The sequence below is a fragment of the Mesorhizobium sp. B2-8-1 genome (genome assembly GCF_006440955.1).
Taxonomy (GTDB): Bacteria; Pseudomonadota; Alphaproteobacteria; order Rhizobiales; family Rhizobiaceae; genus Mesorhizobium.
Window position 1 is genome coordinate 626,505 of record NZ_VFTX01000001.1, and the last position, 14,913, is coordinate 641,417.

The 14,913-nt window shown below is 62.7% G+C and carries 10 protein-coding genes; 8 read left to right on the forward strand and 2 right to left on the reverse strand.

The window, feature by feature from the left end; genetic code table 11:
• Positions 1 to 97 precede the first annotated feature (97 nt).
• The 4 genes from glgA to FJ428_RS03035 all read left to right on the forward strand — a co-directional run bounded on the left by glgA (position 98) and on the right by FJ428_RS03035 (position 6,963).
• On the forward strand, positions 98 to 1,543 hold the full coding sequence (glgA, locus tag FJ428_RS03020) for a glycogen synthase GlgA (protein WP_140494814.1): 1,446 nt from the start codon (positions 98 to 100) through the stop codon (positions 1,541 to 1,543).
• A 3-nt stretch (positions 1,544 to 1,546) separates the two neighbouring features.
• Positions 1,547 to 3,175 (forward strand): alpha-D-glucose phosphate-specific phosphoglucomutase, encoded by a 1,629-nt coding sequence (locus FJ428_RS03025; RefSeq protein ID WP_140494811.1) that lies wholly within the window; start codon positions 1,547 to 1,549, stop codon positions 3,173 to 3,175.
• 157 nt (positions 3,176 to 3,332) lie between these two features.
• Positions 3,333 to 5,336, forward strand: coding sequence for a glycogen debranching protein GlgX (gene glgX / locus FJ428_RS03030; protein ID WP_140878911.1), 2,004 nt, complete (start codon positions 3,333 to 3,335; stop codon positions 5,334 to 5,336).
• A complete protein-coding gene (locus FJ428_RS03035) occupies positions 5,329 to 6,963 on the forward strand; it encodes an alpha-glucosidase family protein (RefSeq protein ID WP_140494807.1) in 1,635 nt (544 codons plus the stop codon). The genes glgX and FJ428_RS03035 overlap by 8 nt, the downstream gene beginning before the upstream one ends.
• Before the next feature lie 20 nt (positions 6,964 to 6,983).
• On the opposite strand, the gene FJ428_RS03040 is transcribed toward FJ428_RS03035, so the two are convergent.
• Positions 6,984 to 8,753 (reverse strand): TadG family pilus assembly protein, encoded by a 1,770-nt coding sequence (locus tag FJ428_RS03040; protein WP_140878912.1) that lies wholly within the window; start codon positions 8,751 to 8,753, stop codon positions 6,984 to 6,986.
• Positions 8,754 to 9,200, reverse strand: coding sequence for a TadE/TadG family type IV pilus assembly protein (locus FJ428_RS03045; protein WP_140555953.1), 447 nt, complete (start codon positions 9,198 to 9,200; stop codon positions 8,754 to 8,756).
• 285 nt (positions 9,201 to 9,485) lie between these two features.
• Here FJ428_RS03045 and FJ428_RS03050 point away from each other — a divergent pair, with 285 nt between their 5' ends.
• From FJ428_RS03050 to FJ428_RS03065, 4 genes are all read left to right on the forward strand, one after another.
• The gene (locus FJ428_RS03050; protein WP_140878913.1) at positions 9,486 to 11,078 is read left to right on the forward strand and encodes a peptide ABC transporter substrate-binding protein; all 1,593 of its coding nucleotides are present in this window, start codon (positions 9,486 to 9,488) and stop codon (positions 11,076 to 11,078) included.
• Between the two features lie 171 nt (positions 11,079 to 11,249).
• Entirely contained in the window at positions 11,250 to 12,173 is a 924-nt protein-coding gene (locus FJ428_RS03055) for an ABC transporter permease subunit (protein WP_140878914.1), read from the forward strand.
• Positions 12,166 to 13,284, forward strand: coding sequence for an ABC transporter permease subunit (locus tag FJ428_RS03060; protein WP_140494797.1), 1,119 nt, complete (start codon positions 12,166 to 12,168; stop codon positions 13,282 to 13,284). The genes FJ428_RS03055 and FJ428_RS03060 overlap by 8 nt, the downstream gene beginning before the upstream one ends.
• A 1-nt stretch (position 13,285) precedes the next feature.
• The gene (locus FJ428_RS03065) at positions 13,286 to 14,905 is read left to right on the forward strand and encodes an ABC transporter ATP-binding protein (protein ID WP_140878915.1); all 1,620 of its coding nucleotides are present in this window, start codon (positions 13,286 to 13,288) and stop codon (positions 14,903 to 14,905) included.
• The last annotated feature ends 8 nt before the right edge of the window (positions 14,906 to 14,913 follow it).

Consider the following 14,913-nt stretch of genomic DNA (forward strand, 5'->3'; position numbering starts at 1 on the left):
TCAACAAGCTGTCACTTTAGGGTGGTTTGTGCATGTCCTTGCCCCAGAACCGCTGCACGGTTTGGGCTACATGCACCAGGAGCGGTTCGGTAAGCGCATGCAGGTTCTGTCGGTCACGCCCGAGATCTTTCCGCTGATCAAGACCGGCGGGCTTGCCGATGTGACCGGCGCGCTGCCCGTCGCGCTGGCCGCCAAAGGCGTGACCATGCGCACGCTTATTCCCGGTTTTCCCATGGTGATGGACGCCTTCAAGAAAAAAAAGTCTGTCTACAAGTATCCGCTGCTGCAGGGCGGCAAGGCTTCGGTCCATTCTGTCCAGCTTGCCGGGCTCGATCTTTTCGTGCTCGATGCGCCGCATCTGTTCGATCGTCCCGGCGGTCCTTATGGCAATGCCGCGGGTGCCGATTGGCCGGACAATTGGCGCCGTTTCGCAGCGCTCAGCCAGGCCGGCGCCGACATCGCCGGCGGTGCCATCTCCGGTTACATGCCCGATATCGTGCATGCCCATGACTGGCAGTCGGCGATGACGCTGGCCTATATGCGCTATGGCAAAGCGGTCGGCACGCCGTCGATGATGACTGTCCACAACCTCGCCTTCCAGGGGCAGTTCGGCGCCGGCATCTTCGGCGAACTCGGACTGCCGACGGCGGCGATGGCGCTTGACGGCGTGGAATATTATGGCGGCGTCGGCTTCCTCAAGGCCGGCCTGCAGGCTGCCTGGGCAATCACCACCGTCAGCCCGACCTATGCGCAAGAAATCCGCTCGCCGGAATTCGGCATGGGTCTCGACGGCCTGATCAACATGCGCTCCAGCGATCTCTATGGCATCGTCAACGGCATCGACACCGCCATCTGGAACCCGGAGACCGACAAGCATCTGGTGTCGAACTATACAGCCGCCTCGCTCAAGGCGCGCGCGCCCAACAGGGCCGCTGTCGAGGGCCGTTTCGGCCTCGATCGCGACGGTAGCCCGATCGTCTGCGTCGTCAGCCGCCTGACCTGGCAGAAGGGCATGGACATACTGGCGACGGCGGTCGACGGCATCGTTGCGACGGGCGCGCGGTTGGCTATTCTGGGTTCGGGCGATGCCGGCCTCGAAGGCGCGCTGCTCGCCGCCGCCGCACGCCACCGCGGCCGTATAGGCGTCGTCGTGGGGTATGACGAAGGCCTGTCTCACGTCATGCAGGGCGGCTGCGACGCCATCGTTATCCCGTCGCGCTTCGAGCCTTGTGGACTGACGCAGCTTTATGGCCTGCGCTATGGCTGCGTGCCGGTGGTCGCCCGCACCGGGGGGCTCGCCGACACCATCATCGACGCCAACGAGGCGGCGATTGCCGCCGGCGTGGCGACCGGGTTCCAGTTCGCGCCCAGCGACGGCGGCGCGCTGCTTCATGCCATCCGCCGCCTGGCCGAGGCCCATGCCAGCCCCGCGATCTTCGAGGCCATCCAGCGCCAGGGCATGAAGACCGACCTGTCCTGGGACCGAAGCGCTGACAAATACGTTGAACTCTATCGCCTGCTGCTTTCGAAAAGGGTTGCTTGAAGCATGATACGCACCGTTCCCACCAAACCCTATTCCGACCAGAAGCCCGGCACTTCGGGGCTGCGCAAGAAGGTGCCTGTGTTCCAGCAGGAGCACTATGCCGAGAACTTCATCCAGTCGATCTTCGACGCGCTGGACGGGTTCAAGGGCAAGACTCTGGTGATCGGCGGCGACGGCCGCTTCTACAATCGCGAGGTCATCCAGAAGGCCATCGCCATGGCCGCCGCCAACGGATTCGGCAAGGTGATGGTCGGGCAGGGCGGCATCTTGTCGACGCCGGCCGCTTCGCATGTCATCCGCAAGTACAAGACGTTCGGCGGCATCATCCTGTCGGCCAGCCACAATCCGGGCGGCCCGCACGAGGATTTCGGCATCAAGTACAATGCCGGCAATGGCGGCCCGGCGCCGGAAAAGCTGACCGATGCGATCTTCGCCAGGACCAAGGCGATCTCCAGCTTCAAGACCGTCGACATCGATCCGATCGACATCGACGCGATCGGCACGGTCAAGGCCGCCGGCATGACGGTCGAGATCATCGATCCGGTCGTCGACTATGCCGAGCTGATGGAAAGCCTGTTCGATTTCGACGCGCTGCGCAAACTGTTCAAGTCGGGCTTTCGCATGCGCTTCGACGCCATGCACGCGGTGACCGGCCCCTACGCCAAGGAGATCCTCGAACACCGGCTTGGCGCGCCCGACGGCACCTGCCGCAACTTCAAGCCGCTGCCGGATTTCGGCGGCCACCATCCGGATCCGAACCTGGTCCATGCCAAACATCTCTATGACGAGATGATGGGACCGGACGCCCCGGATTTCGGTGCCGCTTCCGACGGTGACGGCGACCGCAATTTGATCATCGGCAAGGGCATTTTCGTCACCCCGTCGGATTCTGTCGCCATGCTCGCCGCCAACGCCCGCCTGGCGCCGGGCTACAAGGAAGGCCTGAAGGGCATTGCGCGCTCGATGCCGACCAGTGGGGCCGCCGACCGCGTCGCCGAAAAACTCGGCATTGGCATGTATGAGACGCCGACCGGCTGGAAATTCTTCGGCAATTTGCTCGACGCCGGCATGGCGACGATCTGCGGCGAGGAAAGTGCGGGCACCGGCTCCAACCATGTGCGCGAGAAGGACGGCCTGTGGGCCGTGCTTTTGTGGCTCAACATCCTCGCCGCGCGCGGCGAGAGCTGTAAGCAGATCGTCACCGAGCACTGGGCGACCTACGGCCGAAACTATTATTCGCGCCATGATTACGAGGAAGTCGAGAGCGGGCGCGCCAATGCGCTGGTCGATGAACTGCGCGCAAAGCTTGGCTCGCTGCCGGGCACCAGCGTGCGCGGCCTGAAGATCGCCAATGCCGACGACTTCACCTATCACGATCCGGTCGACGGTTCGGTGAGCGAGCATCAAGGCATCAGGGTGCTGTTCGAAGGCGGCTCGCGCGTCGTCTTCCGGCTTTCCGGCACGGGCACCTCGGGCGCCACCTTGCGCGTCTACATCGAGCGCTACGAGCCGGACAAGGCCAGGCACGATCTCGATACGCAGAAGGCGCTCGCCGATCTGATCGCAGCAGCGGATGACATCGCGGGAATCAGGAGCCATACCGGCCGTGACAAGCCGAGCGTGATTACTTGAGCGTGGCGGTGGCTTCACCCTCCCACTTGTGGGGAGGGTCGATCCGCGTAGCGGGTCGGGGTGGGGGTGCTCGTAGAGGGCTTTGCCGGCGTCACCCCCCACCCCGCTCACTTCGTTCGCGACCCTTCCCACAAGGGGGAGGGTGGAGGACGCGCCGATGACCTCACTAGGCGCCACCATCACCCAGGACGGCATCCGCTTTGCCGCCTGGTCGTCGTCGGCCCGTCGCCTTTGGGTCTCGATCTTCGACGAACAGGGAAACCGCGAACTCGACCGGCTGGAGCTGAAACCGGAAGGAGAGGGGGTGCATGCACTCTTCGTCTCCGGCCTTGCCGAGGGCACCCGCTACGGTTTCCGCGCCGATGGCGACTACGCGCCCGAACGCGGATTTTGGTTCGATCCGGACAAGCTGCTGACCGATCCCTACGCCGCCGAAATCGACCGGCCCTATGCCTGTCACTGGCGCCTCGCCGCGCGCCGCAACGAGGGTTCCGATACCGCGCCGCTGATGCCGAAGGCCGTGGTGAAAGCCTTGTCCACGGCTGTGCCTGTGCTGCCGCCGCTGTTCCGTCCCGGCGGCCTGATCTACGAAGTGCCGGTGCGCGCCTTCACCAAGCTGCATCCGGATGTGCCGGAAAAACAGCGCGGCACGACCGCCGCGCTTGCTCATCCGGCTATCGTCGAGCACCTGCAAAGGCTCGGCGTCTCCGCCGTCGAACTGATGCCGGTGACCGCATCGATCGACGAGCGGCATCTGCCGCCGCTCGGGTTGAGCAACGCCTGGGGTTATAACCCTGTCACCTTCATGGCACTAGACCCGCGCCTGGCCCCTGGCGGCCTGGCCGAATTGCGCGTTACCGTTGCCGCGCTGCGTGCGGCCGGCATCGGCACCATTCTCGACCTCGTCTTCAACCACACGGGCGAAAGTGACAGGCTCGGTCCGACATTGTCGCTGCGCGGCCTAGACAATCAGGCTTATTACCGGCATCAGCCGGATGGCAGGCTGGTCAATGACACCGGTACCGGCAACACGATTGCCTGCGATCACCCGGCGGTGCGGGAAATGGTGCTCGACACGCTTCGCCATTTTGTCCGCCATGCCGGCGTCGACGGTTTTCGTTTCGACCTGGCACCGGTGCTGGGGCGCGTCAACGGCACATTCGAAGCGCAAGCGCCGTTGCTGGAGGCGATGCGCGAGGATGCGCTGTTGGCCGGCCGTGTGTTGATCGCCGAGCCCTGGGACATCGGTCTCGATGGCTATCAGCTCGGCAACTTCCCCTCCCGCTTCCTGGAATGGAACGATCGTTATCGCGACGATGCCAAGCGCTTCTGGCGCGGCGATGCCGGCATGGTTGGTACGCTGGCGACACGACTTGCCGGTTCGTCCGATATTTTCGCCAAGGGCGGCCAGCCCGCCAGCCGCACGGTGAATTTCATCGCGGCCCATGACGGCATGACGCTGGCCGACATCGTTGCTTATGAGGAGAAGCATAACGAGGCCAATGGTGAGCAAAATCGCGATGGCCACAACGAGAACCTGTCCTGGAACAACGGCGTCGAGGGCGCGACGGACGACGCGGCAATCGCGAAGGCGCGCTTCAGCGACCAGTGTGCGCTGCTCGCCACGCTGTTCGCCTCGCGCGGCACGATCATGCTGACGGCCGGCGACGAATTCAGCCGCAGCCAGCAAGGCAATAACAACGCTTATGCACAGGACAACAACATCACCTGGCTCGACTGGAAGGGGCGTGACCAGGCGCTGGAAGGCTACGCGCGTGCACTGGCCGCCTTGCGCCGCGCGGTGCCGGCGCTCTCTAATACAGATTTCCTCACCGGCCAGCCGCTGGCCGGGTCGGACACTGCCGACGTCGCCTGGCTCACCGAGACGGGGGCGCTGCTCGGCGAGGCGGAGTGGAACGATCCCGCCCGGCATCGCCTCGTCATGCTGCTCGGCGGCGTGGATGGCCGGCTTGCCGTCATGGTCAATGGCGATCGCCGCCAATGCATCTTCACATTGCCCGCGCGAGACGGATTCCGATGGCATCCCGCCATCGAAGCGCAAGCAGTTGATCTTTCTCGCGCGCTGCCGGGCCGCAGCGTGAATTTCATGATCGAGCGCAGGACGGAAGGGCCCAGACAGGGAAAGGGTCGTGATGACTGACGACAATGCCGAGCGAGCGGCCGACTGGTGGCGCGGTTGCGTCATTTACCAGGTCTACCCGCGTTCCTTCCAGGACACGACCGGCGACGGCAGCGGCGATCTCGCCGGCATCACATCAAGGCTCGCCCACATTGCCTCGCTCGGCGCCGATGCCGTCTGGCTGTCGCCTTTCTTCAAGTCGCCGATGGCCGATATGGGCTACGACGTGTCGGATTATTGCGACGTCGATCCGATGTTCGGCACGTTGGAGGATTTCGATACACTGGTTGCCGAAGCGCACCGGCTTGGCCTGAAAATCATCATCGACCAGGTGCTGTCGCACTCCTCCGACAGGCACGAATGGTTCGTCGAAAGCCGCGCCAGCCGCGACAATCCAAAGGCCGATTGGTACGTGTGGGCCGACGCCAGACCGGATGGTGGTGTGCCCAACAACTGGCTGTCGGTCTTCGGCGGCCCCTCGTGGGAATGGGATGCGACCCGCCGGCAGTACTATCTGCACAATTTCCTCGCTTCGCAGCCGGATCTCAACTTTCACAACCCGGAGGTCCAGGACGCGCTTCTGGATACAGTGCGGTTCTGGTTGGAGCGCGGCGTCGACGGCTTCCGGCTGGACACCGTCAACTACTACGTCCACGACCGCTGGCTGCGCAGCAACCCGCCCTTGGCGTCGAGCGTTGCAGGCACCAACACCGAGACCAACACCTACCTCTACCAGGAGCACCTATTCGACAAGACGCAGCCGGAAAATCTAGCGTTCCTGCGGCGCTTTCGGGCGCTGCTCGACGAGTACGGGGATCGCGCCGCCGTCGGCGAAATCGGTGATGAGGGGCGCTCCCTACAGACGCTGGCCGCCTACACCTCCGGCGGCGACAAGCTGCAGATGTGCTACACCTTCGATCTGCTTGGCCCGCAATTTTCGGCGGCGCATGTGCGCGGCTGTGTCGAGGCTTTCGAAAACGCTGTCGTAGATGGCTGGGTCTGCTGGGCGTTTTCCAACCATGACGTCATGCGTCATGTCAGCCGCTGGACGCGGCCGGGCGGCGATCCTGACGTGGTGGCCAAATTCTCGATCATGCTGCTCTCTTGCCTGCGTGGCTCGATCTGCCTCTACCAGGGCGAGGAACTCGGTTTGCCGGAGGCGGAACTTGCCTATGAGGACCTGCGCGATCCGGTAGGCATCCGCTTCTGGCCCGGTGTGAAGGGAAGGGATGGCTGCCGCACGCCCATGGTCTGGGAGTCCGGCGCCGATAATGCGGGCTTCTCCACCGGTAAACCCTGGCTGCCGGTGCCGGAAAGCCATCGCGCTCGCGCGGTCGATGTACAGAGCGGCGATGAGCAATCGGTACTTTCCGCCTACCGTTCGGCACTCGCTTTGCGCAAGCGGCATCCGGCGCTGGTCGGCGGTTCGATCCGCTTTCTCGACGCCGAAGGCGACGTGCTGGCCTTTGTCCGCGAGCATGGCGATGAGAGGCTGCTTTGTGCCTTCAATTTCGCCGGGGAACCGGCCAATTGGCCGCTGCCGCAAGACTTAGGAGCGGTTGCGAAACTTGGCGGCGATGCCTCGCTCGCCGGAGAAGCCGTGCTTTTGCTGCCGACACTCGGATGCTTTCTTGGACACCTTGCCTAGATCAGCGCGTGCCGGCCATCTTACTGGACAAGCACGGCACGTCCGCACGTTGCGCCGGTGACCCGGACGTCGGCTTCACCGAGACGCACGCCAAGAGCTCCGAGCAGATTGGTAAGCAACGTGTCGACCGGAGCTGTTACGCTGTTCAGAAGTGCCACCACTGGCGGGCTTACGGTTGCGATCAGCGTGTTCAGATTCAGCAGCGGCAGACCGAGTAAATTCGCCGTCAGCGACAAATCGCTGACCAGCGACGTAGTCAACGACTGGGTAAAATTTTGGGTGTAAGCGGTCCTTATCGTCTTGGCATCGATATCGGCCTTGTTGAAAGTCAACGTCGTTGGCGTGTTGTTGGCCATGTCGAACGCCGCTGAGCCCACCACCGACAGCACCGGGATGATCAGAAGTTTCACGCTCGCGATTTCCGTGTTGGAAAACGTCTCCTTGTTGGTGAAATCGGCAAAGCCGGCGCTGCTGCTGTCGCCAAGATGCCCTTCGACGATACCGGGACGGGTGGCGATGGTCACCTTGATGCTGCTGGGGCCTGTCGGACAACTTATGTCGGTGAGCTTGGCCTCGGCATAGGCGACTTCGACATGCAGAGGCAGACTGAACGACACCAGGGTGATACCGCCTCCGACATTGCTGTTGCCGGCTCCGATCTTCACCACCAGCTTGATACGGGTCTGGGCCGTCCGCACAATGGTGCCGACTTCGCCAACCTTCAGCCATGGCGAGGATTGCGGCGGTTCGCCGACGGCGATGGCGAGCGTGCTCGACAGCACCCCCGGTATGCCGGTGCTGAGACCGAGGTCGATCTGCTTCGAACCGTTTGCCAGTTCGGCGGCGGCCATCAGCATTCCCATCGCGCTGGCGTCAACGCCAAGGCCGGCTGGCCTCTGCCCGAGGCCAAGTCTGCCGAGGGGGCCGAGGTCAATGAGATGGCTGAGCGGAATCTTGACCGTGTTAGTCGATTTGCTTGCCATGGTTTGCAAGGCGACCTTGGCCGTGTTGCCGAGCCCGGGAACATTGGCCATGGCGGTGGCGATCTGGCCGACTGTAGCCTTTGAGGCCAGAACGTCCGAATAGGTCACGCCCGTCAGGTTCAATTGCACCGCCAGGGCATCGACGAAGGAAAGCACGCTGACATCGGCGGAGATCAATCCGTTGTAGTCCATGACGCTGAGCGAGATGTTGCCGCCTAGGAGGCCGCCGAGAAGCGCGTTGAGGATGGGGCTGTTGCTGGTATTGACGCTGAGCAACCTCGATCCGACCGAGAAAGTGGCCTGTGGCGTCATGCTGGCGGTGGCTTCTGTGCCAATGATGGGCGTTGGGATCAGCGAGCTTGCGAAATAGCGGTTGGGGATCTTGCGTAGGGTCACATGAACCGCGTTGTAAGGGGTTACGCCTGCTTGGAAGCGTTGATCCACATTGACCGAGGATGCCCCTGCATATCGGCCCCGCGTGACCGTCACGACGGTTTTGCCCACCGCCGCGGGAATGGTTTGACCCGAGCCCTGAACGACGACACCTGGCATCCCGTTGTCGGTGAGCGTGGTCAAGACCGCGGTCTGGACGTTGTTGATGTTCGAAGCCGCGGTGATCGCTGCCAGGTCGACCATCGCCTGTGCTTCTCGGCGCTCGGTGTAAATGGAGGCCTCGTCGATCGCCACCGCTGCCAGCGCCAGCGCGACCGGCGCGCTCAACGCCGTCATCACCGTGAAATTCGCTCGCCGGTCACCAAGCATCAGGCGTGCAAGCCTGCCGACCTTCAAGTGCGCGCAGAGCAGCATTCAGATGCCCCCGACCCTGATCGTTGATTGGCGTTTGATCGTTGTACCCGGCATGGCTATGCCCGGAAAGAGATTCCAGATCGGCAGGTTTCGGGCATCGTACTGGATCGACACCACGAACTGATTGCCGTCCGCCGTGCTGTCATTGGCCTGATAAGTCAGCTTGCTGGCGTCGACGAAGGGATATCCACCGGCATTATTGGCGAGGAACGAGGCCACGAGCGTCTGCCGCTCGGTCTGGTTCAGCCCCGAGATGGCCGTCCGGGCGGCGTCCGCCGCGATCTGCTGTATTGAATTGGCCGCGCCGAAATAGACACCGTATGCAACCATTCCGAGCAGGAGAAGGATGAATATCGGTGAAAGCAGAGCGAACTCAACCGCCGAAGTTGCCGAAGTGTCTGTCTGGAATCGGCGCCCCTGGACCCGGCGAATGACGTTCTGAACCATGCCGCCGAGCATGCCAAAGTTCGCATGCAAAAAGCGAAAACTCTAGGCGCAACCTGGAAGTGTGTATGATTGAAAAGCTACGCTAATTTAGCCGCGGCTTCTTTGATTCCTGGCTATTGACTTAGGGTCAATCAGTACTCGGTTGAAAAGAGCTTGCCGCCTGTCTAGTCTCCTGCCACCAGCCGACGGAGGGAACCGGCGGCGCGCTCAAAGGGGCCAGACATCGGTCCCGGGGCGTCAACACGCAAAGGCGCGCCGTTGGCAGCGCCGACAGGGAGAAACTTCATGCTGAAAAACATGCTGAAGGCGACGGCATTCGCCACAACCATGGCGCTGGCCGCCGGAACATTCTACACGCCGGCCTTTGCCGAGGTCGTCTACAACAGAGGCACTGCTGCCGAATCCGAGTCGGTTGATCCGCATAAGACCTCGACGGTTTATGAAGCCAACGTCTTGCGCGACCTGTTCCAAGGTCTGGTGATGCAGGACGAGAAGGCCAACGTCATCCCCGGCGCCGCCGAGAGCTGGACGGTGTCGGATGACGGCACCGTTTACACCTTCAAGCTCAGGAAGGACGGCCAGTGGTCCGACGGCAGCCCGGTGACGGCCGAAGACTTCGTCTTCGCTTTCCGCCGCCTCGAAGACCCGGCGACGGCCGCCGAATATGCCTCGATGCTCTATCCCGTCAAGAACGCCGAGGAAGTCAACACCAAGAAGGGCAAGCCCGAGAACATGGGCGTCAAGGCGATCGACGCGACCACCCTTGAAGTGACGCTGAAGGCGCCGACGCCTTATTTCCTCGAAATGCTGACCCACCAGGCGACCTATCCGGTCAACAAGGCGTCCATGGACAAGCTCGGCGCCGACTGGATCAAGCCGGGCAATCTCGTTTCCAACGGCGCCTATACGCTGGCCGAGTGGGTTCCCAACGATCATATGAAACTGGTCAAGAATCCGAAATTCTGGGATGCCGGAAGCGTCAAGATCGACGTCGTCAACTACATCCCGACAGAGGATCGCTCCTCGGCGATGAAGCGCTTCGAGGCCGGCGAACTCGACAGCTACGACGATCTACCGACCGAGCAGCTCGCCGACCTCAAGGCCAAGTTCGGTGATCAGATCAAGGTGGGGCCGTATCTCGGCACCTATTACTACGCGATCAAGACCGACAAGAAGCCCTGGGACAATGTCGAGCTGCGCAATGCCATCTCGATGGCCATCGACCGCGATTTCATTGCCGAAAAGGTCTGGCAGAATTCAATGCTGCCAGGCTATTCGATGGTCCCTCCGGGCATCGAGGGCTACACGCCGGCGATGGCCAAATATGCCGACATGTCGCAGATCGACCGCGAGGACGCAGCCAAGAAGATACTCGAGAAACTCGGTTACACGCCGGAGCATCCGCTGAAGATGGAGATCCGATACAACACCTCGGAGAACCACAAGAATACCGCGGTCGCCATCCAGGAACAGCTGAAGCCGCTCGGCGTCGACGTCACGCTGCTCAACACCGACACCAAGACCCACTACTCCTTCCTCGAGCAGAGGGGTGACTATGACGTTGCGCGCGCCGCCTGGATTGCCGACTACAAGGATCCCGAAACCTTCCTGGGCATCTCGCGCAAGGCCAGCGGCAACAACTATTCGGTCTATGACAGCCCGCAATATGAGGCGGCCATGGACAAGGCGGCCGCCGCCGGCGGCAAGCCGGAAGAGCGCATGAAGGAACTCGCCGCCGCCGAACGTGTCCTCGTCGACGACGTCGGCCAGATCCCGCTTCTGTACTATAGCTACCACGATATCGTTTCCCCGAAGCTGCACGGCTTCGTCGACAACGTCATGGACGTGCATCCGTCCCGCTTCATCTCCAAGGATTGAAAACCTTGATCGAACCGCCGCCCGTTCAGGACGGCGGTTCGATCTGTCGTCGCATGGGGCCCGAAAGTCGAAATCGATTTTCGCAGGCCATGGTGCGAAGATGAGAGGTGCCAGAGCGCTGCGGGCGTCCGGTTGGATGCCCGTCACCCTGGCCGAAGCAGGGCACCGCCGATGCTACGCTACATTTTCAGGCGGCTTCTGACCGCCATTCCAACGCTATTCGTCATCGTGACCTTGGCGTTCTTCCTGATGCGCGTCGCACCGGGCGGCCCGTTCAACCAGGAGCGGGGCCTGAGCCCCGAGATCAGGGCCAATCTTGAAGCCCAGTTCGGGCTCGCCGACCCGCTCTGGCTGCAATATGTCCACTATCTCGGCAATCTCCTGCGCGGCAATTTTGGCCCGAGCTACAATATGCCGGACTTTACCGTCACCGAGCTTTTCGCGAAGGGCTTGCCTATTTCCATTCAGCTCGGCGCCTCCGCGCTGATCTTGGCGCTGCTGCTCGGCAGCGTGCTCGGTACCATTGCGGCGCTCAACCAGAACAAACTTGGCGACTACACGGTGATTGCGCTGGCAACCGCGGGCAGCACCATCCCGACCTTCGTCATCGCGCCGATTATCCAGCTCGTGTTCGGATTGATCTGGAAGCTGTTGCCGATCGGCGGCTGGGGCGATGGCGCGCTTATCAACAAGATCGGTCCCGTGCTGACGCTTGCCCTGCCGCAGATCGCCATCGTCGCCCGCCTGATGCGCGGCTCGATGATCGAATCGCTGCGCTCGCATCACATCCGCACGGCGCGCGCGCTCGGCCTGTCCGACTGGTCGGTGGTGGTCAAGCACGCGCTGCGCGGCGCCGTCCTGCCGATCGTCTCCTTCACCGGTCCGGCTGCCGCCGCCCTGCTCACCGGCTCGATCATCGTCGAGACGATCTTCTCCATTCCCGGCGTCGGGCGCTACTTCGTCGATGCCGCGCTCAACCGCGACTACACGCTGGTGATGGGGACGGTGGTGGTCATCGCCATCTTCACCATCGTCTTCAACCTGATCGTCGACGTCATGTATGCCGTCGTCGATCCGAGGGTGCGCTATGACTGATATCGCGATCGCCGCACCGGTCGTCGGCCGTTCGCTGTGGGGCGATGCCTGGGCGCGCCTCAAGGCCAACCGCGCTGCCATGTTCAGCCTCTACTATCTGATCCTGATCGCCGTGATCAGCGTGTTCGGGCCCTGGTTCGTGCCGCACCAATACACCACCATCTATGGTGATTATGTGCGTACGCCGCCGAGCCTGTCGGCCTATCCGAAGGCGGACATGATCGAGACCGCGCTTAATGAGGCGATCAAGCGCATGCGTGTCGACATCAAGGACTGGCGCCAGGACGGCAATCGCGTCTTCGTCACCGTCACCTCCAGCAAGGCGATCGACGACCGCAACATCCGCTATCTCGACCGGTCCGACGCCTTCGACGACACCAGGATCGAAAGCAAGTCGCCTGACGGCCTCGAAGCGACGATGAGCGCCTCGGTCAAGCAGCAATATTTTCTTTTCGGCACCGACAACACCGGCCGCGATCTGTTGTCGCGGACGCTGATGGCCGGGCGCGTTTCGCTGGCCATCGGTCTGCTCGCCGGCGTCGTGGCCGTGGCCATCGGCGTGCTCTATGGCGCCACTGCCGGTTTTGCCGGAGGCAGGGTCGACGAGGTGATGATGCGCATCGTCGACGTGCTTTATTCGCTGCCCTTCATCTTCTTCGTCATCATGCTGGTGGTGTTCTTCGGCCGCAACTTCGTGCTGATGTTCCTGGCGGTCGGCGCCGTGCTGTGGCTCGACATGGCCCGCATCGTGCGCGGCCAGGCGCTGTCCATCCGCCGCCAGGAATATGTCCAGGCGGCCGAGGCCATGGGCGTCGGCCAGCGCGGCATCCTTTTGCGCCACGTCATTCCCAACCTGCTCGGGCCGGTGGTGATCTACATGACGCTGCTGGTGCCGCAGGTCATTATCCTGGAGAGCTTTCTGTCGTTCCTCGGGCTCGGCATCCAGGAGCCGATGACCAGCTGGGGCGTGCTGATCTCGGTCGGCGCCAAGAATATCGGCACTGCAAACTGGCTGCTTCTGTTCCCTGCCTTCTTCCTGGTCTCCACCTTGTTCGCCCTGAACTTCGTCGGCGACGGCCTGCGCGATGCGCTCGACCCCAAGGACCGCTAAGATGGACGCAGCAGAGACCATTCTCAGCGTAAAGGATCTTCGCGTGCGCTTCCGCACCCTCGACGGCGCGGTCGAGGCGGTGAAAGGCATCAACATCCACGTCAAGGCGGGCGAAACCGTCGCCGTGGTCGGCGAATCCGGCTCCGGCAAGAGCCAAACGATGATGGCGGCGATGAGCCTGCTGGCCTCCAATGGAGAAGCCACCGGCAGTGTCGATTATCGCGGCCGCAATCTTCTGACGCTAAGCAAATCCGAGTTGAACAAGGTCCGCGGCCGCAAGATCAGCATGATCTTCCAGGAGCCGATGACCTCGCTCGATCCGCTCTATTCGATCGGCAACCAGCTGATCGAACCGATTCGCCGGCATCGGGGCTTGAATGCGGCGCAAGCGCGCGAGGAGGCGCTCAACCTGCTCAGGCTGGTGCATATTCCCGATCCCGAACGGCGCATGAAATCCTATCCGCACGAAATGTCGGGTGGCCAGCGCCAGCGCGTCATGATCGCCATGGCTTTGGCAAACGATCCCGATATCCTGATTGCCGACGAACCAACGACGGCGCTCGACGTCACCATCCAGGCGCAGATCCTCGTGCTACTTGCCGAGCTGCAGCGCAAGCTCGGCATGGCGATCGTCTTCATCACCCACGATCTCGGCATCGTGCGGCGCTTTGCCGACCGGGTCTATGTCATGCGCTCCGGCGAGGTGGTGGAGGAGGGGGACGCGCAAGCCATCTTCGCCAGTCCTCAGCATGCCTACACCAAGATGCTGCTGGCGGCCGAGCCGACCGGGACCAAGGCGCCGCCGCCGGCCAATGCGCCCGTCCTGCTCGAAGGCAGAAACGTCGAGGTCACCTTCCGCATCGGCGGCGGCTTTCTGGCCGGCGAACCGCTGATGCTGCGCGCCGTCGACCATATCTCGATCAGGCTGAGGCGCAATCAGACGATCGGCATCGTCGGCGAATCAGGCTCTGGAAAATCGACGCTTGGCCGCGCTTTGCTGCGGCTCTTGCCGAGCGATGGCGTGATCCGCTTCGGCGACCGCGACATCTCGACCGCCGACCGCCAGACGATGCGGCCGCTGCGGCGCCAATTGCAGCTGGTCTTCCAGGATCCGTTCGGTTCGCTATCGCCACGCATGACCATCGGCCAGGTCATCACCGAAGGGCTGCTGGTGCATGAACCGAACCTCTCGGGCAAGCAGCGCGACCAGCGCGCCGTCGAGGCGCTGCGCGAAGTTGGCCTCGATCCCAACTCGCGCAATCGCTATCCGCACGAATTCTCAGGCGGCCAGCGCCAGCGCATCGCAATCGCCCGCGCCATGATCCTCAAGCCCAAGCTGGTGGTGCTGGACGAGCCGACCTCGGCGCTCGACCGCTCGGTGCAGAAGCAGATCGTGGAGTTGCTGCGCAAGCTGCAGGCCGACCATGAGCTGTCTTACCTCTTCATCAGCCACGATCTGGCCGTGGTGCGCGCCATGGCCGACTACATCATCGTCATGAAGCAGGGCAAGATCGTCGAGGAAGGGCCGACGGAAGACATTTTCAGCAATCCGCAGGCCGGCTACACGCAGACGCTGATGAGCGCCGCAATCGATGTCACGCGGTTTCGCTTGAGTGCGTGAGGCGAGCC

Bases quoted from the DNA above. Each gene is read 5' to 3' on its own strand.
- FJ428_RS03025 (WP_140494811.1), top strand. From the start codon at position 1,547: ATGATACGCACCGTTCCCACCAAACCCTATTCCGACCAGAAGCCCGGC.
- FJ428_RS03050 (WP_140878913.1), top strand. From the start codon at position 9,486: ATGCTGAAAAACATGCTGAAGGCGACGGCATTCGCCACAACCATGGCG.
- FJ428_RS03065 (WP_140878915.1), top strand. From the start codon at position 13,286: ATGGACGCAGCAGAGACCATTCTCAGCGTAAAGGATCTTCGCGTGCGC.
- FJ428_RS03045 (WP_140555953.1), bottom strand. From the start codon at position 9,200: ATGGTTCAGAACGTCATTCGCCGGGTCCAGGGGCGCCGATTCCAGACA.
- FJ428_RS03040 (WP_140878912.1), bottom strand. From the start codon at position 8,753: ATGCTGCTCTGCGCGCACTTGAAGGTCGGCAGGCTTGCACGCCTGATG.
- glgX (WP_140878911.1), top strand. From the start codon at position 3,333: ATGACCTCACTAGGCGCCACCATCACCCAGGACGGCATCCGCTTTGCC.
- FJ428_RS03055 (WP_140878914.1), top strand. From the start codon at position 11,250: ATGCTACGCTACATTTTCAGGCGGCTTCTGACCGCCATTCCAACGCTA.
- glgA (WP_140494814.1), top strand. From the start codon at position 98: ATGCAGGTTCTGTCGGTCACGCCCGAGATCTTTCCGCTGATCAAGACC.
- FJ428_RS03035 (WP_140494807.1), top strand. From the start codon at position 5,329: ATGACTGACGACAATGCCGAGCGAGCGGCCGACTGGTGGCGCGGTTGC.
- FJ428_RS03060 (WP_140494797.1), top strand. From the start codon at position 12,166: ATGACTGATATCGCGATCGCCGCACCGGTCGTCGGCCGTTCGCTGTGG.